This is a genomic window from Nonomuraea maritima (assembly GCF_900100395.1).
Classification (GTDB): Bacteria; Actinomycetota; Actinomycetes; order Streptosporangiales; family Streptosporangiaceae; genus Nonomuraea; species Nonomuraea maritima.
Window position 1 is genome coordinate 53,487 of sequence record NZ_FNFB01000031.1, and the last position, 21,278, is coordinate 74,764.

At 72.9% G+C, this 21,278-nt stretch carries 19 protein-coding genes; 13 read left to right on the forward strand and 6 right to left on the reverse strand.

Annotated elements, in window-relative coordinates; all coding sequences use genetic code 11:
* The first annotated feature begins 168 nt into the window (after positions 1–168).
* The 4 genes from BLR04_RS32940 to BLR04_RS32955 all read left to right on the forward strand — a co-directional run bounded on the left by BLR04_RS32940 (position 169) and on the right by BLR04_RS32955 (position 3,931).
* Entirely contained in the window at positions 169–1,659 is a 1,491-nt protein-coding gene (locus BLR04_RS32940) for a hypothetical protein (RefSeq protein ID WP_245740808.1), read from the forward strand.
* A gap of 75 nt (positions 1,660–1,734) precedes the next feature.
* Positions 1,735–2,478 (forward strand): LamB/YcsF family protein, encoded by a 744-nt coding sequence (locus BLR04_RS32945; protein WP_090772696.1) that lies wholly within the window; start codon positions 1,735–1,737, stop codon positions 2,476–2,478.
* Positions 2,475–3,098 (forward strand): 5-oxoprolinase subunit B family protein, encoded by a 624-nt coding sequence (locus tag BLR04_RS32950; protein WP_090772698.1) that lies wholly within the window; start codon positions 2,475–2,477, stop codon positions 3,096–3,098. The genes BLR04_RS32945 and BLR04_RS32950 overlap by 4 nt, the downstream gene beginning before the upstream one ends.
* Positions 3,095–3,931, forward strand: a complete 837-nt coding sequence (locus BLR04_RS32955; RefSeq protein ID WP_090772700.1) for a 5-oxoprolinase subunit C family protein — start codon at positions 3,095–3,097, stop codon at positions 3,929–3,931. The genes BLR04_RS32950 and BLR04_RS32955 overlap by 4 nt, the downstream gene beginning before the upstream one ends.
* A gap of 3 nt (positions 3,932–3,934) precedes the next feature.
* Here the strand turns inward: BLR04_RS32955 and BLR04_RS32960 are convergent, their stop codons facing one another.
* Genes BLR04_RS32960 through BLR04_RS32970 form a run of 3 tightly spaced genes read right to left on the reverse strand, consistent with a single transcriptional unit; the run spans position 3,935 to position 7,012 of the window.
* Positions 3,935–4,762, reverse strand: coding sequence for a PhzF family phenazine biosynthesis protein (locus tag BLR04_RS32960; protein WP_090772702.1), 828 nt, complete (start codon positions 4,760–4,762; stop codon positions 3,935–3,937).
* 10 nt (positions 4,763–4,772) lie between these two features.
* Positions 4,773–5,435 (reverse strand): DoxX family protein, encoded by a 663-nt coding sequence (locus BLR04_RS32965; protein ID WP_176903392.1) that lies wholly within the window; start codon positions 5,433–5,435, stop codon positions 4,773–4,775.
* 50 nt (positions 5,436–5,485) lie between these two features.
* On the reverse strand, positions 5,486–7,012 hold the full coding sequence (locus BLR04_RS32970) for an MFS transporter (protein ID WP_090772707.1): 1,527 nt from the start codon (positions 7,010–7,012) through the stop codon (positions 5,486–5,488).
* 288 nt (positions 7,013–7,300) lie between these two features.
* On the opposite strand from BLR04_RS32970, the gene BLR04_RS32975 reads away from it, so the two are divergent.
* The 7 genes from BLR04_RS32975 to BLR04_RS33005 all read left to right on the forward strand — a co-directional run bounded on the left by BLR04_RS32975 (position 7,301) and on the right by BLR04_RS33005 (position 18,054).
* Positions 7,301–9,037: a tetratricopeptide repeat protein gene (locus tag BLR04_RS32975; protein WP_090772709.1), complete on the forward strand. Its 1,737-nt coding sequence runs from the start codon at positions 7,301–7,303 to the stop codon at positions 9,035–9,037.
* Positions 9,038–9,050: 13 nt separating this feature from the next.
* A complete protein-coding gene (locus tag BLR04_RS32980; protein ID WP_090772711.1) occupies positions 9,051–9,947 on the forward strand; it encodes a haloalkane dehalogenase in 897 nt (298 codons plus the stop codon).
* Between the two features lie 64 nt (positions 9,948–10,011).
* The gene (locus tag BLR04_RS32985) at positions 10,012–12,363 is read left to right on the forward strand and encodes an AAA family ATPase (RefSeq protein ID WP_090772713.1); all 2,352 of its coding nucleotides are present in this window, start codon (positions 10,012–10,014) and stop codon (positions 12,361–12,363) included.
* Between the two features lie 84 nt (positions 12,364–12,447).
* Complete coding sequence (locus BLR04_RS32990; protein WP_090772715.1) at positions 12,448–13,431, forward strand: ABC transporter permease; 984 nt, start codon at positions 12,448–12,450, stop codon at positions 13,429–13,431.
* Entirely contained in the window at positions 13,431–14,333 is a 903-nt protein-coding gene (locus BLR04_RS32995; protein WP_090772717.1) for an ABC transporter permease, read from the forward strand. The genes BLR04_RS32990 and BLR04_RS32995 overlap by 1 nt, the downstream gene beginning before the upstream one ends.
* A complete protein-coding gene (locus BLR04_RS33000; RefSeq protein WP_090772719.1) occupies positions 14,330–16,339 on the forward strand; it encodes a dipeptide ABC transporter ATP-binding protein in 2,010 nt (669 codons plus the stop codon). The genes BLR04_RS32995 and BLR04_RS33000 overlap by 4 nt, the downstream gene beginning before the upstream one ends.
* Before the next feature lie 23 nt (positions 16,340–16,362).
* Positions 16,363–18,054, forward strand: a complete 1,692-nt coding sequence (locus tag BLR04_RS33005; RefSeq protein ID WP_176903393.1) for an ABC transporter family substrate-binding protein — start codon at positions 16,363–16,365, stop codon at positions 18,052–18,054.
* Positions 18,055–18,097: 43 nt separating this feature from the next.
* Here the strand turns inward: BLR04_RS33005 and BLR04_RS33010 are convergent, their stop codons facing one another.
* The gene (locus BLR04_RS33010; protein WP_090772754.1) at positions 18,098–18,349 is read right to left on the reverse strand and encodes a hypothetical protein; all 252 of its coding nucleotides are present in this window, start codon (positions 18,347–18,349) and stop codon (positions 18,098–18,100) included.
* 84 nt (positions 18,350–18,433) lie between these two features.
* On the reverse strand, positions 18,434–19,528 hold the full coding sequence (locus BLR04_RS33015) for an MFS transporter (protein WP_090772721.1): 1,095 nt from the start codon (positions 19,526–19,528) through the stop codon (positions 18,434–18,436).
* Between the two features lie 227 nt (positions 19,529–19,755).
* On the opposite strand from BLR04_RS33015, the gene BLR04_RS33020 reads away from it, so the two are divergent.
* Both BLR04_RS33020 and BLR04_RS41005 read left to right on the forward strand, forming a co-directional pair.
* Positions 19,756–20,199: a carboxymuconolactone decarboxylase family protein gene (locus tag BLR04_RS33020; RefSeq protein WP_090772723.1), complete on the forward strand. Its 444-nt coding sequence runs from the start codon at positions 19,756–19,758 to the stop codon at positions 20,197–20,199.
* Between the two features lie 273 nt (positions 20,200–20,472).
* Positions 20,473–20,640 (forward strand): hypothetical protein, encoded by a 168-nt coding sequence (locus BLR04_RS41005; protein ID WP_176903394.1) that lies wholly within the window; start codon positions 20,473–20,475, stop codon positions 20,638–20,640.
* 17 nt (positions 20,641–20,657) lie between these two features.
* Here the strand turns inward: BLR04_RS41005 and BLR04_RS33025 are convergent, their stop codons facing one another.
* Positions 20,658–21,278, reverse strand: coding sequence for a pyridoxamine 5'-phosphate oxidase family protein (locus BLR04_RS33025; RefSeq protein WP_090772725.1), 621 nt, complete (start codon positions 21,276–21,278; stop codon positions 20,658–20,660).

Sequence of the window (21,278 nt, forward strand, 5' to 3'; positions counted from 1 at the left end):
GGGCGCCTGCGCCACGTGCCCGCCTGGAACGTGACCGACCGATAACATCGGGGTCACCGGGCCGTGTTCTCCGCAGCGTTCGCGCCTGGAATACGAGAGAGTGAGGGCGTGCGCCGACACCGACGAGATCCCCGGGAGAGCACCCCGCCCGACGACGTGTTCAAGGAGATGGTGCAGGCGGCCCGCGAGCTGCTGGCCGTGCGCTCACCGCTGGACGCGGAGCTGATGGTCTCCGACATGATCGGAGCCTGGTGGGGCCGGCGGGTCAGGGGCGGCGACGTCGAGCAGGTGCTCGGCGAAGGACTCGTCGACTACGCCGCCAAGGCGGGCACCCCCGCGTCACTCACGCTGCTGATCTGTCTGGCCTACCTCGGCACGGCCCGCCAGGGCGCCAAGGCCGAGGGCGCGGCGCTGGCCATGATGGAGTCGGGCGTCGCCCGTCCCGGCTGGGCCGACCGGGTCGGCGCGGTCAAGCCGGCCGGCTGCTACGTCTCCCGCGACGCCTACGGCGACCAGGACACCGTCATCTGCACCTTCGCCTACCGCACGTCCGACAGCGCGGGCCCGATCGACCGCCACGCGCTCGTCATGGTCGTCGACCACAACATGAACGGCATGGCGCGCGACGCGTGGGTGTCCTCGCAGGTCGACAAGCTGCTGGAGCAGGCTGAGGCCGAGGCGGCCGGCAACCCGATGCTGCTGTTCGAGGAGATCCAGCCCGAGCAGGCCAGAGCCCTGCTCGATTCGGCGATGAAGGCCACTCGAGAGCCCAAGACGCCGCCGCCGGTGAGCGAGAGCTACAGCGCCTACCACGCCTTCGCCAGGGCGCGGCTCAAGGCGCTGCCGCCGGGGCGCAAGCGGCCGGCGCCGCTGCACATCGAGGCCCCGTACAGCAAGGAGCGGCGGGCCATGCTGGCGGCGGAGTTCCTCGCCTCCGACGCGGCCGAGCACCTGTCCGACCCGTCGGCGGCGTCGAGCTGCGCCGACCACATCATCGACTACGGGTGCGAGCGCGACTTCAACCGGCCGCTGCGGGTGAGCCCCACCAAGTGCGAGACGTTCCTGCTCGACTGGCTGCCGCGCAAGGTGATGCTGAGCGAGGCCGAGCAGGAGGCGATGCCGCACGTGCTGTCGGCGTGGGTGCGCTTCGCGGCCCGCCGCACGGGGCTGCCCGAGCAGGGGCTGAAGGCGACGCTCGACGCGGTGTGGGAGGCCACGGGCAAGTTCCCCGAGGCGTACCGCGATCCGGCGTCGTTCGGGATCGACCGGCCGGTGCTGGAGCGGCTGCTGCCGGACGGCGACCTGTCGGCGCTGGCCAGGCGGGCCTTCGCGTTCCCCTATCTGCAGGGCACGCACAACGGCGTCGACCTCGACCGGCTCAACCCGGCCGACGAGGCGGACCGGCGTACGCTGCTGGAGGTCGACCACGGGGGGCTGATCGACCAGGAGCACCTGGCCTGGCACGAGGAGATCGCCGGCCGCCTGTGGGACGGCGACCCGCCGCAGCTGTGGGAGGCCGCGCAGCGCCTGCTCGATCTCGGCCACGACCGTCACGACGTCCTGCACGTGCTGATCGAGATCGCCGAGCGGATCGGCGGCGACCCCGACGAGCTCGCCTCTGCCCTCGACGACATCGCCGACATTCCGGACGCTATCTGAAGAACGTTCCACTGCGGCTCGACGAGCTGCCCGTTCTCGCCACGCCGGGACGGTCGTCTTCGTCATGATGGAGCCATGGTGATCGACCTGAACGCGGATCTCGGCGCGGGTTTCGGCATCTGGCGGCTGGGCGACGACCTCGCCCTCCTCGACGTCGTCACAAGTGCCAACGTCGCCTGCGGCTTCCACGCCGGCGACCCGGTGACGATCAGGCGCACGTGCGCGGCGGCGGTCGACCGGGGGGTGACGATCGGGGCCAAGGTGTCCTACCGCGACCTGGCCCACTTCGGGTGCAGGGAGATGGACGTCGAGCCGGAGGAACTGTGCGCCGACGTGCTCTACCAGCTGGCCGCCGTCGACGGCGTCGCCAGGGCGATGGGCGGGCGGGTCTCGTACGTCAAGCCGCACGGCGCGCTGCACGCCCGCGTCTGCCGCGACGAGGCACAGGCGACGGCGGTGGTCGACGCGGTGGCCGTCTACGACCCGTCCCTTCCGGTCCTCACGCGGCCCGGTTCTGTCGTGCACAAGGTGGCGGCGGCCGAGGGCGTGCCGACGGTCAGCGAGGGGTACGCCGACCGCGCCTGCACCCCGGAGGGCTCCCCGATGCCCGACTCGGTGATCGACGACGCGGCGGCGGTGTCCGCCCGCGCCCTCGACCTGGCCGTGCGGGGGTGCGTGACGGCGGTCGACGGGAGTTCGGCGCCCGTCCCGGTGCGGTCGCTGTGCGTCCACGGCGACACCCCGGAGGCGGTCCGGTCGGCGCGTGCCGTCCGCGACGCGCTGCTGGCGGCCGGGGTGGTCCTGCAGGCGTTCGGGTGATCCGGCCGGCCGGCGAGCACGGGCTGCTCGTGGAGACCGGGTCGCTGGAGATGTCCCACCGGCTGGACGCCGCGCTCCGCGACGCGCCGCCGGGCGGGGTGGTCGAGATCGTGCCGGGGCCCGAGACCGTGCTCGTGGTCGCGCCGGGGGCCGACCGGGAGCGGCTGCGCGCGCGGCTCGCGTCCCTGGCGGAGGACGTACGCGAAGGGGCCGGCCCGGCGGCGCGCGAGGGGCGGGTGGTGACGATCCCCGTGGTCTACGACGGCGCCGACCTCGAGTCCGTGGCGAGGCTGGCCGGCATCCCGGTCGACGAGGTGATCTCCCGTCACACCGGGCGCGAGCTCACGGTGGGCTGGCTCGGGTTCGCGCCCGGGTTCGCGTACCTCACCGGGCTCGACCCCGTGCTGCGGACGCCGCGGCTGGAGACGCCGCGCACCTCGGTGCCCGCCGGGTCGGTGGCGGTGGCCGGCCCGTACTCGGCGGTCTACCCCTCGGCCTCGCCGGGCGGGTGGCGGCTGCTCGGGCGCACGTCCACGCGGGTGTGGGACGTGACGGCCGATCCGCCCGCGCTGCTCCTCCCTGGCGTCCGCGTGCGGTTCGAGCGGGTGAGCGGCGCATGATCGAGGTGGTGGCGCCAGGCCCGTACGCGACCGTGCAGGACCTCGGCCGGCCGGGCCTCGCGCACCTGGGGGTGCCGTGCTCGGGAGCGGCCGACGCGCCCGGCCTGCGGCTGGCCAACCGGCTCGTCGGCAACCCGGAGGGGCTGGCCGCCGTCGAGCTGACGTACGGGACGGCGCGGCTGCGGTTCCTCGACGGGGCCTGGGTGGCGCTCGCGGGCGCGCCCGTCACGTCGGAGGCCGGCATGGGAGCGCCGTTCTGGGTGCCTGCGGGGGGCGAGCTGCGGTTCGGGCCGCCGGCGTGGGGTCTGCGGACCTATGTGGCGGTACGCGGCGGCATCGCGGTCGAGCCGGTGCTCGGCAGCCGGTCCACCGACTCGCTGTCGGGGCTGGGGCCGGAACCGCTGCGGGCGGGCACGCTGCTGCCCGTCGGGCCGCCCCAAGGGGAGATCGCGACCGACCTGGCGCCGCCTCCCCCGCCGCGTCCGGCGGTGCTGCGCCTGGTGCCGGGGCCGCGCGACGACTGGTTCGTCCCTGGCGCGCCGGCCGCGCTGTGCGCGCGGCCGTACCGCGTCACCCAGGACAGCAACCGCGTCGGCGTGCGGCTGCGCGGGCCCGAGCTGGTACGGGCCAGGCAGGGCGAGCTGCCGAGCGAGGGCATGGTGCTGGGCGCGGTGCAGGTGCCGCCGAGCGGGCAGCCGATCGTGTTTCTCGCCGACCATCCGCCGACGGGCGGCTACCCGGTGATCGCGGTGGTGCGGGACGCCGACATCCCCGTCGCCGCGCAGCTGCGGCCGGGCGACGAGGTGCGCTTCACGCTGCGGTCACACCACTGACGGTCACAGGGCGACCTGGCCGCTGACGCACGTGACGACGGAGCCGGCCACCCAGACGGCGCCGTCGTCGTCGGCTGACACGTGCACCCGTCCGGCGCGGCCGAGCGCGGTGCCCTGCGAGGCGACGTAGGAGCGCGGCGCGCGTCCTGTGCCGATCAGCCACTGGCCGAGCGCGGCGTTCAGGCTCCCCGTCACCGGGTCCTCCACCGTCGAGCCCCGAAGGGGGAAGAACGCGCGTACCTCGACGTCGCACGGCGACCCAGCCGGGTACGGCCCCACCACGCCCACGTCGACGGGCACCAGGCCGGGCCGCAGCGCGAGCACCGACGCGGCGTCGGGGAGCAGCACGGCGACCCAGCCGGGACCGTTGTCGGCCCACGCGGCGTCCAGCACGCCGTCGCGGGTGATGCCGAGCGCGGCGGCGATCCGCTGGACGAGCTCCTCCTCCACCGGGCCGGAGCGTGTCAGGGGCGGCGCCTGGAAGGCCAGGCCGTCGTCCGTCCGCCGCAGGGTGACGAGCCCGGCGCCGCACTCCTGCACGACCGCCCCTTCGCTGCGCGGTCTGCCCCCGGCCTCCAGCCAGGCGTGGCAGGTGCCGAGGGTGGGGTGTCCGGCGAAGGGCAGCTCGGCGTCGGGGGTGAAGATGCGGACCCGGTAGTCGGCGGCGGCGGACGTCGGCGGCAGCAGGAAGGTGGTCTCGGACAGGTTCGTCCACGCGGCGAAGCGCAGCATCTCGTCGGTGTCCAGGCCCTCGCCGTCGAGGACGACGGCGAGCGGGTTGCCGGCGTACGGCGTCGTGGCGAACACGTCGACCTGGGTGAAGGGGCGCATCGGCGTTCCTTCACTCCGCCGGGGTGCGGCGGCCGCGCGGCTTCTTGCGGCCGGCCACCAGCGTGTCGCCTTCCGCGAGGGGCGGCTCATCGGCGCGCTCGAGCTCCGCGGTGGGCGGGCGCGGGTGCGGCGCGGTGTCCTCCCCCGCCGCCTGGGGCCTCGGCTTCTGCGGAGGAGGCGTGTCGGGGTCCTTCTTCTCCGCAGGAGCGTCGGGGTCCTTGAGCGCGGAGATGACCCGGTCGGCCTCGGCGTCGGCGGCGAACTCGTCGGCCGCCTGCGTCTCCCTGCGCCGGATCACCACCATGTGGTCGACCGACACGCGTCCCGCGCCCACCACGGCGAGCAGCAGGGACGCCGCGGCGAGCAGGATCAGTTCGTTGAGGCTGATGGGGTTGAGCGGCGGGGCCACCAGGAAGACCGCGAGCGCCTCGGCGAACAGGACCAGGCCGGTGACCGAGACCGCCAGGCCGGCGATGAGCAGCGCGCCGCCGATGAGCTCGGCGAGCATGGTGACCGTGGCCCAGGCGCCGGGCGCGGGCGCCCCCTGTTCGAGGAACCGCGCCCCGGTGATCTTGAGTCCGTCCTCCAGCTTGGCCCAGCCGTTGGCGAAGAAGATGCCGCCCACGCCGAGGCGGGCGACTAACGCTGCGACGTCACGAAGGGCCTGTTTCACGACAGATGTCTGCCCTGTGGGGGTCATGGCACACCTCAATCATGGCTCGGTCAATCACGGCTCAGCACGGCCACCGCTGCGGCGGTCAGGCCGAGCAGGACGACGCTCACGACCACGGTCGTGTGCAGGGCGTTGACGAACGCCCACCGGGCGGCGTCGAGCAGCGCGCCCCCGGTGGCCCCGCCGATCTCGGCCGCGACGTGCGCGGCGGAGGCCAGCGACTGCCGGGCCTGGTCCATGCCGCCGGCGGGCACCCCGGGCACGGCGGGCACCCCGGGCGCGTACGCGAGCGCGGTGATCGTGCCGAGGGCGGCCACGCCGAGCCCGGCGCCGAGCTCGTACGCCGTCTCCTCGATGGCGGCGGCACCGCCCGCCCGCGACTCCGGCACCGACGACATGATCGTGTCGGAGGCGGCCAGCAGCGCGACCTGCACGCCGAACCCGATGCCGACGAAGCAGACCGCCAGCATCACCGAGTGGTTCTCGACGCCCCAGGTCAGGGTCGGGGTCAGGGCCAGCGCGACGAGCGCGAGACCGCCGCTCATGGTGGCCCGCATGCCGATGCGCGGCAGGATGTGGGCCGCGGCGAGCCCGCCCAGCACGGCGGAGACGACCAGGGGCAGCATCCGCAGCGCCGCCCTGAGCGGGCTGTCGCCGAGGACGAGCTGGAGGTACTGGGCGAGCATGAGCTGCAGGCCCACCAGAGCGAACACGCCGAGCAGCACGCCCATGACGCCGACCGTGAACTCGCGCCGGGCGAACAGGGCGAGGTCGAGGAAGGGCGACCGCAGGCGGGTCTGGCGGCGTACAAAGGCGACCAGCAGCGCGGCACCCGACAGGAACGTCAGTGCGGCCGCCCACAGCGGCATGAGGCTGCCCGACCCTGCCTCCTTGAGCCCGAACGCCAGCGCGAGGACCCCGGCGACCGAAAGGACGGCGCTGGGCGCGTCCCACGGGCGGTCCTTGCGCGCCCTCGACTCGGGCAGCAGCCGTACGGCGGCGGGCAGCAGGACGAGCAGGATGGGCACGTTGACGAGGAAGACGGCCCCCCACCACAGGTTGACGAGCAGGCCGCCGACGAGCGGCCCGACGGCCGCGCCGGCGGCGGCCACCGCGCTCCAGACGCCGAGCGCCACGGCGCGCTCGCGCCGGTCGGTGAACACCTGGCGGATGAGCGACAGCGTGGCCGGCATGATGATGGCGCCGCCCACGCCGAGCAGCGCCCGCGCGAGGATCAGCACGAGCGGGGTAGGCGCGAACGCGGCCACGGCCGAGGCCACACCGAAGATCACGTAGCCGTACAGGACGAGCCGTTTGCGGCCGTGCCTGTCGCCGAGCGTGCCGAACATGACCAGCAGCGGCGCGACCACCAGGGAGTAGACGTCGATGATCCACAGCAGCTGGACCGCGGACGGTTCGAGCGCGGCGGTCAGTGCGGGGACGGCGATGTGCAGGACTGTCGAGTCGACCGTGATCAGCAGCAGGCTGAGGCAGAGCACGACGAGGACGGACCAGCGTTGATCGTGCCGCTCCGGCTCTGCAGTCCGTACGGGGGGTGCGGACTGGGTGACGGTCATGACCCTCCTTGCGGGCCCGAACCGGATAACAGGGCCCGCTCTCGCGTGGTCGTCGGCGAAGCCCTGCTCGGCGGTCGCTCCCTGCGGAGCCCCTGCCAGCGGCTCCGGCGCCCGGCCTGCGTGGCAGCCTATACCTACGGCGGGCCCTTGCGAGGGGCGATGCCGGGTCACTCGTACGGCCCGGGCAGGCAGAATCCCCACCGCCGCGGGGTCTCCGAACATCTCTAGCGAGATACAGCCATATGTCGTGACCTGTTCAGGATTTCCCGGCGAACCGATCATGGACGCGTGCGGACCGACGCGAGCAGCACCGACGACGACCCCTCCGACCGGTCCTCACGCGAATGGTGTGAAGAGGCCCTGACCAGGCTGAACGCCGGACGCCTCGAGCCGGCGCTGGAGGCCGCGCGCCGGGCGGCCGGCCTCGATCCAGGCGCCGAATGGCCGCAGCGGCTCCTCAGCCTCGTCCACGAGCGGCTCGGCCGCGACGCCGACGCCCTGCCCTTCGCCGAGCGGGCCGTGCGCCTCGCCCCCGGCTCGTGGCCGGCCCGGTTGCGCCTCGCCGCGGCGCTGCGCCGGACGCCGGGCCGCTGGGCCGACGCCGAGGGCCACGGCGAGCTCGCCCGGCGCTTCGCACCCGAACTGGCCGGCCCCGAGGTCCTGCTGGGCGACCTCGCGCTGCTGCGCGGCGACCACCGCGGCGCGGCCCGCCGCTACCGGGCCGCGCTCGCCCGCGACCCCGGCCATCCGCAGGCGCGCGTCAATCTCGGCCTGGCCCTGCTGCGCTGGGAACGTCCGCGCCCGCACCACGACCCTGCCTGGCCGATCGACCCGCGCGAGACCGGCAGGGCCAGACGGGCGCTGGAGGTCTGGTCGCGCCAGGCGCGCCTGCTGGTCGCCGTGGCCACGCTGGCGGTCGGGACGTGCGCGCTCCTGCTCGGCGTCGGGGCCGAGGCCAGGCTCGGCGGCCTCGCCGTGCTCGTGGTGCTGGTCCCGCTCACGGTCAGGCACGCGCGCCGGGTCGAGGTCCTGTCGTACGTGCCGGCGATGTTCCGGCGGGATCCCTGGCTCGGCGCGGGGGTGGCCTCGGCGGCGGTCGCGGTGGCCGCGTACACCGCCTGGCTGCTGCTCGGCGCGGAGCCGGACGATCCCGTCGGCGCGGGGCTCGCGGGGATCGCCGTGCTGAGCTGGCCGGCGCTCGCGGCCGTACGGACGCCGGCCGAGGTGTGGCGCGGACGCCCGCTGCGGGCGCTGGCAGCGCTCTCAGCGCTCGCGCCCGAGGCGGAGGGCGCGGCGGCGCGGGCGGCGCGGCGCAACGCGGGCGTGATGCTCTGGATGGTGCTCGGCAGGACCTGGTCGGTGCTGGTCGCGGTGGCGGCAGGGGCCCTGGTGGTCGACCCGCGGGCGGCCGTGGCGGTGGTGGCGGTGCCGTACCCGATGGTGCGCGGCTACCTGCGCGCCCGGCACCGCGGGGACGTGCCGCTGCGGGCCGCGACCGTGCTGGTGGTGCTCGCCGCGCCCGCCTGCGCGGCGGGCGGGCTCCTCGGGTCGGCGTGGGCATGGCGGGCAGGGTTCGGCGCGCTCGCCCTGGTGGTGCCCGTCTTCGTGGTACGGGCGGCGCGCGCGTGGTGGCGCGGCGGCCCGGGGCCCTGGCGGTCGTCCCTGCTCATGTGCGACCTGCCCGTGGGCGGCGAGCCTTCCGTGGCCCTGGACGCCGAGGTGCGCCGCGCCTTCTCGGCCGCCCGCGGCGTCGTCCTGTCGTACGGCGGTCCGCTGGGGCCGCGCGCCGTGGGAGCGGTGGCCTCCGTGACGTCGTCGGGCGAACTGCGCCTGATCGCCGGGGCCGAGGCCTGGGACGCCGTCGAGGCGGACCCCCGCGTGGCGGTGTTCGCCGGTGACCCGCCCCGGCTGCGGCTGTGGGCCGAGGTGTCCGGCGTCGCGCTGGCCGACGCCGGGGTTCTGCGCGTCACCCCCAAACAGGTACGCGTCGGCGAATTCCCCGGTCGACATCAGCGTCCCGGATGAGAACAATCGGTTCATGCGTTTCCTGCGCACCCCCGACGCGTGCTTCCAAGACCTGCCCGACTTCCCCTACGAACCCCGTTACGCCGAGCTGCCCGGCGGCCCCCGCATGGCGTACGTCGAGGCCGGCCCCGCCGACGGCGAGCCGGTCGTGCTGCTGCACGGCGAACCCAGCTGGTCGTTCCTCTACCGCCACGTGATGCGCGAACTGGCCGCGGCAGGGCTGCGCGCCGTCGCGCCCGACCTGGTCGGGTTCGGACGCTCCGACAAACCCGCGGACCCGGCCGACCACAGCTACGCCCGCCACGTCGAGTGGACCCGCGCGCTGCTGTTCGACGCGCTCGGCCTCGACCGCGTCACCGTCGTCGGCCAGGACTGGGGCGGCCTCATCGGGCTGCGCGTCGCCGCCGAGCACCCGAAGCGGATCGCGCGGATCGTGGCCGCCAACACGGGGTTGCCCTCGGGTGACAATCCCCTGCCGGACGTCTGGCACCGGTTCAGGGACGCCGTCGCCAAGGCCCCCGTGCTCGACGTCGGCCGGCTGGTGCAGGCGGGCTGCCGCACCGAGCTGACGCCGCAGGTTCGGGCGGCGTACGACGCACCGTTCCCGGACGAGTCGTACAAAGCGGGCCCGCGGGCGATGCCCGGTCTGGTGCCCATCACTCCCGACGACCCGGCCGCGCCCGCCAACCGCGCTGCCTGGCAGGTCCTCACCACGCTCGACCGGCCGTTCCTGGTGGCGTTCTCCGACAGCGACCCGATCACCGGGGGCATGGCTCCCGTGCTGCGCCGGTCGATGGCCGGGGCGGCCGGCCTGCGACATCCCGTCATCGAAGGCGCGGGCCACTTCCTGCAGGAGGACGCGGGCGCCGAACTCGGCCGCGAGATCGCCCGTTTCGTGACCGCCACCTAGCGTGTCAGGTCCGCCCAATCGTCGGTCCGGTGCGGTATAACCGGGGGCGGACCGGGGAGGCGTGATGCGTGAGTCCGACAGGGCCCAGGCGGCGGGACGGGTCGCGGCGCGGGATCTGTTCGAGAAGGTTCGGCTGCGGTACTTCGAGATTCCTCCCGCCGTGCGCCGGGTGCTCTACGCGGTGGCCCTCGTGGCCGCCATGGGCGCGGGCGCGGCGCTCGGCTGGGACCTTCTGCAGACCTTCCCCCTCGTCCTGCTGCTGCTCGCCTTCGTCGCGCTGACCATGCGCTTCCCGCGCGCCGCCGCCACCGCGCTGGTGGTCGTGGGCTGGGTCGTGGTGGCGCTGCCGCTCTTCTCGGCGCTCTTCCCCGCGGGCTCGGGCTGGCTGCACCTCATGGTGGCGCTGGCGCTGCCGGTGGCCGCCGCCGCCCACCTCATCCGCTGGGTCACCCCTTGGACGACGACGCTGCTCGCGCTGCTGCCCGCGGCCGTGCTCGGCGCCGCGCTCTCCCCTCTCTCCGCCGGCACGGCGTTCTGGGGGGCCTGCGCGGCGGCGGCCGCCGTGCTCGTCCACCGCTTCGTGCTCGCCCGCCGGGCCCGCGCGGAGGTCACCGCCGCCGAGGAGCGGCAGCTGCGCGTACGCGTCCGCGAAGGCCGGCCGGAGGCGCCGGCCGATCGGTCGGGCCCGCCGCCGCAGATCTCCGTCGAGGAGGCCCTCGCCGAGCTCGAGAGCATGATCGGGCTCGCGCCGGTCAAAGAGCAGGTGCGTTCGATCGCCGCCTCCATCGAGGCGTCCCGGCTGCGCGCCGAGGCCGGCTACACCGCAGGACGGCCCACCCGTCACTTCGTCTTCACCGGCCCGCCCGGCACCGGCAAGACCACCGTGGCCCGCACCCTCGCGAAGATCTTCTACGCGTTCGGCCTGCTCGACACGCCGTACGTGGTCGAGGTGCAGCGGGCCGACCTGGTCGGCGAGTTCCTCGGCGCGACCGCCATCAAGACGAACGAGGTCGTCGACCGGGCGCTCGGCGGCGTGCTGTTCGTCGACGAGGCCTACAGCCTGATCAACTCCTCCGACGGCCAGCCCGACCGCTTCGGCGCCGAGGCCGTCCAGACGCTGCTCAAGCGGGCCGAGGACGACCGCGACCGGCTGATCATCATCCTGGCCGGCTACGAGCAGGAGATGAGCTCCTTCCTGTCCAGCAACCCGGGCCTCGCCAGCCGGTTCGCGACGCGGGTGCGCTTCCCCGGCTACTCCCCCGCCGAGCTGGTCGAGGTCACCGAGCTGCTGCAGCGGCGCAGGGGCGACACGATGGCCGCCGGCACCCGGCGGGCGCTGCTCGGCCTCTACGACGACGTGCACCGGCGCGGCCTGGTCGACGAGCTGGGCAACGCCCGCTTCGCCCGCAGCCTGGTCGAGGCCGCCGCGCAGGCCCGCGACGTGCGCGTGGTGGGCGCGGGCGGCACGCCGAGCACCCACGACCTGGTGACCACCACGACGCCCGACGTCACCAAGGCGTTCGAGGAGCTGACCGCCCGCTTCCGCGGCTACGTCGCCACCCCCACGCTGGAGGACGCGCTCGCCGACCTCGACCGCATGGCAGGGCTCGAGCCGGTCAAGCGCCAGGTGCACGCGATCGCCGCGCAGCTGCAGGTCGCCCGCATGCGGCAGGAGCGCGGGCTGCCCGCGCCGCCGCAGATGCGCCACTTCGTGTTCGTCGGCCCGCCCGGCACCGGCAAGACGACGGTGGCGCGCGTCCTCGGCCGGGTCTTCGCCGCGCTCGGGCTGCTCGCCCGGCCCGACGTCGTCGAGGCCCACCGGGCCGACCTGGTCGGCCAGCACCTGGGCTCGACCGCGATCAAGACCAACGAGCTCGTCGACCGGGCGCTCGGCGGCGTGCTCTTCATCGACGAGGCCTACAGCCTGGTCAACCCCGGCTACCAGGGCGGCGACGCGTTCGGCGCGGAGGCCGTGCAGACCCTGCTCAAGCGGGCCGAGGACGACCGCGACCGGCTCGTCGTCGTGCTGGCCGGCTACGAGCGCGAGATGGACGCCTTCCTGTCCACCAACCCCGGCCTGGCCAGCCGGTTCAACCAGCGGGTGGCCTTCCCCAGCTACTCGCCGGGCGAGCTGCGCGAGATCGCGGTGCTGCAGGCCGAGAAGTCGGGCGACAAGTTCGACGACGACGCGCTGAGCCGCCTCGACGAGGTCTTCGCGTACGTGTGCGCGCAGCGGCTGATCGACGGGCTCGGCAACGGCCGCTTCGCCCGGTCGCTCTTCGAGCGCGCGGCCATGCGCCGCGACGTGCGCCTGGCCGCCCACACCGGGCGCGGCGGCACCGCCAGCGCGGCCGACCTCACCACGATCACCAGCGACGACGTGCGCACCGCGGTCGACGAGCTCTCCGGTCGTTGACCTTCTTTGGCAGGTCGCCTGCGACGCGTCCGTAACATGGTGTAGCAATATGGCTACATGTGGTGCGCGTCGAGAGGGGGGGCGATGGCGGGGTTCCTGGCCCGCAGGCTGCTCAGCTACGCCGTGCTCGTGAGCGTCGCCGCCAGCCTCGCCTACCTGCTGGCCGCCACGGCGCTCGACCCCCGATCCAACTACGCCGACCGCACTCCCAAACCGCCGCCGGCCGTGGTCGACGCCCAGCTGACCGCGCTCAACCTCAACGACAAGACACCGCTGCTGCAGCGCTACGCGACATGGGCGGGCGGCGTGCTGCACGGCGACTTCGGCAAGACGGTCACGGGCGCCCCGGTCAACGAAGACCTCAAGAGGCGGATGGGCGTCACCTTCCGCCTGGTCATCGTGGGGTTGATCTGCGGCAGCCTGCTCGGGGTGCTCGTGGGCGCGCTCGCGGCGGTGCGCCAGTACGGCTGGTTCGACCGGCTCACCACCGGGCTGTCGTTCCTGGTGCTGGCCGTGCCTGTGGTGGTGCTGGCCAACGTGCTCATCCTGGTCGCCACCTGGGCCAACGAGAACGTGTTCGGCCGCTACGTGTTCCTGGTCAGCGGCGAGTACAGCGACGGCCTGACCACCGGGTTCCTGGGCCATCTCGTCGACCGGTTGCAGCACCTGATCCTGCCGACGATCTCGCTGTCGGTGGGGCTGATCGCCGTCTTCAGCCGCTACCAGCGCAACATGATGCTCGACGTGCTCGACGCCGACTTCGTCCGTACGGCGCGGGCCAAGGGGCTGAGCAGGCGGCGGGCCCTGACCCGGCACGCGCTGCGGACGGCGCTGATCCCCGTGGTGACCTACTTCGCGTTCACGTTCGGCGCGCTGCTGACGGGGGCGACCTTCACCGAGAAGATCTTCGGCTGGCACGGGCTGGGCGAACAGCTGATCAACTCGATCTTCAGCAACGACGTCAACACCGTCGCGGCGATCTCCTTGCTGGCCGCCGTCGCCGTGCTGGCCGCGTCGTTCGCCTCCGACCTGCTGCACGCGGCGCTCGACCCGAGGGTGCGGGCCTGATGACGCTGTCGGAGGAGCAGCTGGCCGAGGGGTTCGGCGCCGTCTCCAAGGTGCCGTCCCGCACCCGCGTGGTCGCGCGCCGGTTCTTCGCCTCGACGCAGGGGCGCATCGGCTTCGCGGTGCTCGCGCTGATGTTCCTGCTGGCCTTCGCGGGGCCGCTCATCAGCCCGTGGTCCTACACCGACAAGGACTTCACCGCGTTCATGCAGCCGCCTTCGACCCGCCACTGGTTCGGAACGCTCCAAACGGGCTCCGACGTCTTCGCGGTCACGCTGCGCGGCATGCAGAAGTCGCTGGTCGTGGGGCTGCTCGCGGCGCTGATCTCCACGGCGCTGGCGGCGGTGGTGGGCTCGTTCGGGGGTTACTTCCTTGGCTGGACCGACCGGACGCTGAGCTGGGTGACCGACCTGCTGCTCGTGCTGCCGGCGTTCCTCGTGCTGGCCATCCTGTCGCCGGTGTTCGGGCCAGGGCAGTGGGCGCTGTTCGTGGTCATGCTGGCGCTGTTCCTGTGGATGGTCACCTCGAAGATCGTGCGCGGGATGGCGATCTCGGTGAAGCAGCGCGAGTTCGTCCAGGCCGCCCGCTACATGGGCGTGCCGCCGGTGCGGATCATCTTCCGGCACGTGATCCCCAACCTGTCGTCGCTGCTGATCGTCGACGCCACGCTCAACGTCAGCACCGCGATCCTCACCGAGACCTCGCTGTCGTACTTCGGGTTCGGCATCCAGCCGCCCGACGTGTCCTTCGGGACGCTCATCGCCGACGGCTCCAAGACGGCCGTCTACGCGCCGTGGACCTTCTGGTTCGTGGCGGGGCTGCTGGTGGTGACCGTGCTCGCGGTGAACCTCATCGGCGACGCGCTGCGTGACGCGTTCGACCCGTCGTCGGGGCGGCGGCGGTGAAGCCGGTCCTCGAGGTGAGCGACCTCACCGTGTCGTTCGGCGACGTCCACGCCGTACGGGGGGTGAGCTGGTCCGTACGCAGGGGCGAGGTTCTCGGCATCGTCGGCGAGTCGGGTTCGGGCAAGTCGGTCACCTCCGCCGCGATCATGGGTCTGCTGCCGCCGGGCGCGAAGGTCACCGGCTCCGTACGCCTGCACGACACCGAGCTGATCGGCGCTCCCGAGCGGGCGCTCAACTCCTTCCGCGGCAGGTCCATCTCGATGGTGTTCCAGGACCCGCTGTCGGCGCTCACCCCGGTCTACCGGGTGGGCGACCAGATCGCCGAGGCCGTCCGCGTGCACCAGCGGGTCAGCAAGGAGGCCGCACAGGTCAAGGCGGTCGAACTGCTCGACCTCGTCGGCATCCCCCGGCCGGCGGAGCGGGCGCTGGCGTTCCCGCACGAGTTCTCGGGCGGCATGCGGCAGCGCGTGGTCATCGCGATGGCCATCGCCAACGACCCCGACGTGATCATCTGTGACGAGCCGACGACGGCGCTCGACGTCACCATCCAGGCCCAGGTGCTCGACGTGCTGAAGCTGGCGCAGGCCAGGACCGGCGCCGCGATCATCATGATCACGCACGATCTCGGGGTGGTGGCCGGGTTCGCCGACCGGGTGATGGTCATGTACGCCGGCCGGTCCGTCGAGGTGGGCGCGGTCGACGACATCTACTACCGGATGCGGATGCCGTACACGGTGGGGTTGCTCGGCTCGGTGCCGCGGGTCGACAGCGGCGGGCGGCCGCTCACGCCGATCGAGGGCAACCCGCCCTCCCCCGCCGCGCTGCCCCCCGGGTGCCCGTTCGCGCCGCGCTGCCCGATGCGCATCGACGCCTGCGACGACGAGGAGCCACCGCTGTTCCCGGTCGGCGACGGGCACCACGCCGCGTGCATCCGCTGGGAGGAGGTACGCCCCCACGAGCCCGCGCGGCAGCCGCCGGCCCCCGATCGGGCGCCCAGGAGCGAGCGGACGGTGCTGGAGGTCAGCGGCCTGGTCAAGGACTACCCGCTGGTCAAGGGGGCGGTCTTCAAGCGCCGGGTGGGCACGGTGCACGCGGTGGCCGGGGTCAGCTTCGACGTCCGCGAGGGCGAGACGCTGGGCCTGGTCGGCGAGTCCGGGAGCGGCAAGACCACCACGCTGACGCAGATCCTCGAGCTGACCGCGCCGCAGGAGGGCGCGATCGTCGTGCTCGGCCACGACGCCGCGCGGCTCGACCGGGCCAGGCGCACCGCGATCCGGCGCGACATGCAGGTGGTCTTCCAGGACCCGCTGGCCGCGCTCGACCCGCGCATGACGGTGTACGACATCCTGGCCGAGCCGCTGCGTACGCACGGCACGCGCGAGCCCGGCCGCCGGGTGGCCGAGTTGCTCGACCTGGTCGGCCTGCATCCCTCGCACGCCGCCCGTCACCCGCAGAGCTTCTCGGGCGGTCAGCGGCAGCGCATCGGCATCGCCAGGGCGCTCGCGCTGGAGCCGCGGCTGCTGGTGCTGGACGAGCCGGTCTCCGCGCTCGACGTGTCGATCCAGGCCGGCGTGCTCAACCTGCTCGGCTCGCTCAGGGCCAGGCTCGGGCTGTCCTACCTGTTCGTGGCGCACGACCTGGCCGTGGTGCGGCACATCGCCGACCGGGTGGCCGTGATGTACCTGGGCCGGATCGCCGAGATCGGCCGGGTCGACGCCGTCTACGACGCTCCGGCGCACCCGTACACGCAGGCTCTGCTGTCGGCGATCCCGGTGCCCGACCCCGTGCGCGAACGGTCGCGCGAGCGGATCCTGCTCGAGGGCGATCTCCCGAGCCCGGCCGACCCTCCGTCGGGCTGCCGCTTCCGTACCAGGTGCCCGAAGTTCCGGGCCGAGCTCACCCCTGACGAACGCGTGCTCTGCGTGGACGTCGAGCCCGAGGTGCGGGCCGTGGCCGACGACCATGGCGCGGCCTGCCACTACGCGAAGAGCCGCGAAGTCGTCTAGATCGACCAGGAGGAGTTCGTTCGATGGAAGCATCACGTCGTGTCGTGGCCGTCGCGGTGACGGGTGCGCTGCTGCTGACCGGCTGCGGTGAGGGGCGGGGAGGCGGGCCGGGGGGCATGGACGGCACGGGCGACGACCGTACGCTCAAGGCCTTCGACATCAACCCGCAGCCGCGCGAGAACGTCCGCGACGGCGGGACGCTGCGGTGGGGCATCAACGAGTTCCCCGCGCAGTGGAACCGCAACCACGTCGACGGCAACCTCGCGGTCGCGGCGGCGGTCAGCAACGCGCTGCTGCCCGCGCCGTTCGTGTCCGACGAGAAGGCGCAGATCTCGGTCGACCCCGACTACGTGCTGGCCGCCGAGGTGACCGATCGGCGGCCGAAGCAGGTGGTGACGTACACACTGAACCCGCGGGCGAAGTGGTCGGACGGCAAGCCGATCACGTGGGCCGACTACGCGGCGCAGTGGCGGGCGCTCAACGGGCGCGACCCCGCCTACCGGATCGCCTCCTCCACCGGTTACCAGGACATCGAGAAGGTGGCCAGGGGCAAGGACGACCATGAGGTGGTGGTGACGTTCGCCCGGCCGTTCGGCGACTGGCAGTCGCTGTTCGGGCCGCTCATGCCGGCCTCCACCAACAACAGCCCGCAGGCGTTCAACAACGCGTGGCTGAACAAGATCCCGGTGACGGCGGGACCGTTCAAGTTCGGCGGCTTCGACCAGACGGCCAAGACCATCACGCTGGTGCGCGACGACGCGTGGTGGGGCGCGCGGGCCAAGCTCGACCGGATCGTCTACCGGGCCTCCGAGCAGGACTCACTGATCGGCGCGTTCAGCAACGGCGAGCTGGACATCATCGACGTGGGGCCGTCCGCGCCCGACTACGCCCGTGCCAGGAACACCCCTGGAGCGCAGGTGCGGCAGGCGGCCGGGCCCGACTTCCGGCACTTCACCTTCAACGGCTCCAGCGAGTTGCTGAAGGACCGCAACGTCCGCCAGGCGATCCAGCTCGGCATCAACCGCCAGGCCATCGCGGAGTCCGACCTGCAGGGTCTCGACTGGCCGACCACGCTGCTGAACAACCACTTCTTCATGAACACGCAGGAGGGCTACCAGGACAACGCGGGCAGCCTCGGCGTCTACAACCCGGAGAAGGCCAAGCAGCTGCTGGACGCGGCCGGCTGGCGGATGTCCGGCTCGGTCCGGATGAAGAACGGCAAGCCGCTCGATCTGCGGCTCGTGGTGCCCTCGGGGGTGCAGGTGAGCAAGGCGGAGGGTGAGCTGGCGCAGAGCATGCTCGCCCAGATCGGGGTGAAGATCACCATCAAGTCCGTGCCGAGCGACGACTTCTTCACCCGGTACGTCATCCCCGGCAACTTCGACATCACGCCGTTCGCCTACATCGGGACGCCGTTCCCGGTGTCGAGCAGTTACGGCATCTACGCCAACGCCACCGACGGGCGGTGGAACGCGAACTTCGGCCGTACCGGGTCGGCGGAGATCGACGCGGCCATGCGCCGGGCGTCGCAGAGCCTCGACCAGAAGCGGGCCCGTGTCGCGACGAACGAGGCCGACAAGCTCATCTGGCAGGAGGTGAACGTGCTCCCGCTCTACCAGCGGCCGCAGAACGTCGCGGTCAAGGAGAGCCTGGCGAACGTGGGCGCGCGCGGCTTCCACGACCTCGACTACGAGAACATCGGGTTCGTGCGCTGACCTGATCGGGCACGGCGGGCGCAGGGTCCGCCGTGCCCGACTGTCAGGCCGAGGCTCCGGCCTTGACGCGGTCGACCAGGCCCTCGGTGCCTTCGGCCCGGGCGCAGTGGGCGCAGCAGAACCAGTGCTCGCCCGACTGCACGCCGTGCCCGATCACCTTGGTGCCGCAGTGCTCGCAGATGGGCGCCATGCCCTCGATCGCGCACTGGAAGCAGTCGAACGTGTGCACCGCTCCCTGTGCGTGCACCTCGAACGCCATGTCGTACTCGTTGCCGCAGGTTTCGCAAACAGCCATGATGGTCCCCTTCACCGACGATCCGCGGTCGGGATACCCCGTTTGATGGTCCCATTTCCTCAATAGGTGCTTATATTCCGTCCTTTATCCGCGTTCGGCGATAAATCGGGCGATGAGCGGCAGGCCGAGCAGCCCGAGAGCCGCCAGGGCCACGGGGAGGCCGAGCCAGCCGCTCAACCCCGCCACCAGCAGGGGGCTGGCCACGAAGCCCGCGTACGAGATCGTGGAGATGCCCCACACGAGCGTGCCACCGGCGTCGTCGGCGGCGGCGTGCGCGAGCAGGGCGGGCACCAGCGGGCCGAGCGCCAGCCCGGTGAGCGCGAACCCGGCCACCGACACCGGCACGCTGCCGCCGAGCCCCGCCAGGGCGATGCCCGCCCCTCCCCCGGCCCCCGCCACCAGGTACAGCGGACGCAGGCGGAGCCGGGGCAGCGCCTGCGCGACCATCCGGGCGACCGTCAGCGCCGCCATGTACGCGGCCGGCGCGGCGCTCGCCACCACGGGCGTGGCGTCGCGGTGCTCCTCCAGGAGCAGCACCGACCACTGCTCGACCGAGTTCTCGATCACCAGGACACAGGCCGCCAGCGCGCCGAGCACGGCCGCCGCGCCCCACAGCCGCCGTACGGGCAGCGTTTTCGCCCGATCGGGCAGGCCGCTGCCCAGCGGCAGCGCCACCAGGGTCAGGGCGGCGGCCCCGATGACGAGGGCGATGAGCACGAGCACCGTGTCGGCGCCGAACCCGTACGAGCGGGCGAGGCCGGTGAGCGGGGCCGTCACGATGACCACGAGCGGGAACGCGGCATGCACGGCCTGGAAGAGGCGGCGGCCGCTCTCGCGCTCGGCGCGTCCTGTCGCGAGGTTGAGCGTCACGTCGAGAGCGCCGCTCGTGGCGCCGACCAGCAGCAGGGCCGCGGCGAGTTGCCCACCGGTGGTCGCGCGGCCGACCCCCGCCACGCTGACCGCGAACAGGACTGTGGCCAGTGCCAGCGCGGCGCGTTCGCGCCCGCGGGCGAAGCGTCCGGCGAGCGCCATCGCCGGCACGGCCCCGATGGGTACGGCGCTCAGCGCCGCGCCCAGGTCGGCCGCGGACAGTCCCGTCGCGACCTTGACCGCGGGCAGCAGCACCGACCACGCTCCCCAGAACACGGCCCACGCCGCGCTGATCACGATCAACGGCATCCGTCTGGGCCTCCGCCTCTTCTCGTCGTGTGGGGTACGGCCCCGATCGAGGGTAGGGGGTCCGGTACGGCCTGCCCGGCCGTAGGGGGTCCGGTACGGCCTGCCCGGCCGCTGTCGCGCCCGGCTGAAGGGCCGCGGACGGAGATCCGGCCGCTTTTCGCACTGACCTGTCACGAACGAGCCACTTGATCTGTCCTCCGTACGACAGCCCATCACGGAGGTTTGAGATGACCCAGCGCATCAACATCGCCCAGCACGTGCCCGAGGTGTACCACCACTTCCTCGCGGTGGAGAAACTGCTGCGCGGGAGCGAGTTGCCGACCAGCACGCTCGAACTCGTCAAGCTGCGCGCCAGCCAGATCAACGGCTGCGGTTACTGCGTCGACATGCACAGCCGCGACATGAAGAAGGCGGGAGAGAGCGACGAGCGGCTCTGGTCGGTGGTCACCTGGCGTGAGGCCACGGTCTTCACCCCGGCCGAGCGGGCGGCGCTGGCCCTGACGGAGGAGGCGACGAGGCTGGCCGACCGCGAGGCCGTGCCGGACGCCGTGTGGGAGCAGGCGGCCGAGCACTACAGCGAACGGCAGCTCAGCCTGCTGCTCGTGGCACTCGCGATGATCAACGCCTGGAACCGCATCGGCGTGGCAGCCCGGCTCACGCCCGGGACCTGAGCGACCCTCACGACGCGACCGCGTCGAACCGGGCCGCCGTAGGTGCGCGTGGCGGGTGGCCGCCCGCCACGCGCACCGACGAGCTCCGGAAGGGGACACCATGAAACGCCTCAGAGTCAGCAAGGCCGCCAGGCGGCGGACCCGGTCCGTCGTGGAGCTGGATCTGCGGTCACCCGCAGGTCGCACGCTTCCCTACTGACCCGATCCTTACACCCGACTTACGGGAGATTCTGTAGTTAATATCGATAACAAGCACATCACGGGGGGCTCACGATGAAGAAGTTGGCAGTGGTGCCGACGCACCCGGTCAGGCACACGGTCCGCGACATCCGGACGGCGAGCCGCCGCAAGCCGCTGACCGACTCCAAGGTGGTCGACCTGCGGGCCTACACCGGGCGCAACGTCATCCGCTTCCCTGGCGGTCCGACCTCCGCGGCCTGACCGCCGGGCGGCTCGGCTCAGCCGTACAGGCGCCGGGCGTACGCCTCGCCGTAGTACTCCTCGAGCTGTTCGACGCTCTCCTCCACCACCTGCACGTCCTTGACCAGCCTCGCGTGGGACGGCAGCGCGTCGGCGGTCCAGGAGTCGGGCTTCCACAGCGAGGAGCGCAGGAACGCCTTGGCGCAGTGGAAGAAGATCTGCTCGATCTCGACGACGAGCGCGAGGTGGGGGCGGTGGCCCTTGACGATCATCTCGTCGAAGAACGGGGCCTCGCGGACGAGCCGGGCGCGGCCGTTGATGCGCAGTGTCTCGTTGCGTCCAGGGATCAGAAAAATCAGCCCCACGTGCGGATTTTTCAGGACATTGAGGAATCCGTCCGCTCGGCGGTTGCCCGGACGGTCCGGGATCGCGATCGTGGCGTCGTCGATGACGTGGACGAACCCCGCCGGGTCGCCCTTGGGCGAGACGTCGCAGTTGCCGTGCTGGTCGGAGGTGGCGATGAGGCAGAACGGGGACGTCGCCAGCCACTGCCGGTCGCGCTCGTGGAGGCGTACGCGCTCCTTCGTGGCGGCCCGGGGCATGACCTCGCCCAGCAGCTCGCGCAGCTCCGCTTCCGACCCGATCTCCGTCCAGCTCAT

What these genes read in the sequence shown, in the direction of transcription:
- BLR04_RS32940 (WP_245740808.1), top strand. Translation starts at nt 169, where the DNA reads ATGGTGCAGGCGGCCCGCGAGCTGCTGGCCGTGCGCTCACCGCTGGAC.
- BLR04_RS32945 (WP_090772696.1), top strand. Translation starts at nt 1,735, where the DNA reads ATGGTGATCGACCTGAACGCGGATCTCGGCGCGGGTTTCGGCATCTGG.
- BLR04_RS32955 (WP_090772700.1), top strand. Translation starts at nt 3,095, where the DNA reads ATGATCGAGGTGGTGGCGCCAGGCCCGTACGCGACCGTGCAGGACCTC.
- BLR04_RS32960 (WP_090772702.1), bottom strand. Translation starts at nt 4,762, where the DNA reads ATGCGCCCCTTCACCCAGGTCGACGTGTTCGCCACGACGCCGTACGCC.
- BLR04_RS32970 (WP_090772707.1), bottom strand. Translation starts at nt 7,012, where the DNA reads ATGACCGTCACCCAGTCCGCACCCCCCGTACGGACTGCAGAGCCGGAG.
- BLR04_RS32980 (WP_090772711.1), top strand. Translation starts at nt 9,051, where the DNA reads ATGCGTTTCCTGCGCACCCCCGACGCGTGCTTCCAAGACCTGCCCGAC.
- BLR04_RS32985 (WP_090772713.1), top strand. Translation starts at nt 10,012, where the DNA reads ATGCGTGAGTCCGACAGGGCCCAGGCGGCGGGACGGGTCGCGGCGCGG.
- BLR04_RS32990 (WP_090772715.1), top strand. Translation starts at nt 12,448, where the DNA reads ATGGCGGGGTTCCTGGCCCGCAGGCTGCTCAGCTACGCCGTGCTCGTG.
- BLR04_RS32995 (WP_090772717.1), top strand. Translation starts at nt 13,431, where the DNA reads ATGACGCTGTCGGAGGAGCAGCTGGCCGAGGGGTTCGGCGCCGTCTCC.
- BLR04_RS33005 (WP_176903393.1), top strand. Translation starts at nt 16,363, where the DNA reads ATGGAAGCATCACGTCGTGTCGTGGCCGTCGCGGTGACGGGTGCGCTG.
- BLR04_RS33010 (WP_090772754.1), bottom strand. Translation starts at nt 18,349, where the DNA reads ATGGCTGTTTGCGAAACCTGCGGCAACGAGTACGACATGGCGTTCGAG.
- BLR04_RS33015 (WP_090772721.1), bottom strand. Translation starts at nt 19,528, where the DNA reads ATGCCGTTGATCGTGATCAGCGCGGCGTGGGCCGTGTTCTGGGGAGCG.
- BLR04_RS33020 (WP_090772723.1), top strand. Translation starts at nt 19,756, where the DNA reads ATGACCCAGCGCATCAACATCGCCCAGCACGTGCCCGAGGTGTACCAC.
- BLR04_RS41005 (WP_176903394.1), top strand. Translation starts at nt 20,473, where the DNA reads ATGAAGAAGTTGGCAGTGGTGCCGACGCACCCGGTCAGGCACACGGTC.
- BLR04_RS33025 (WP_090772725.1), bottom strand. Translation starts at nt 21,278, where the DNA reads ATGAGCTGGACGGAGATCGGGTCGGAAGCGGAGCTGCGCGAGCTGCTG.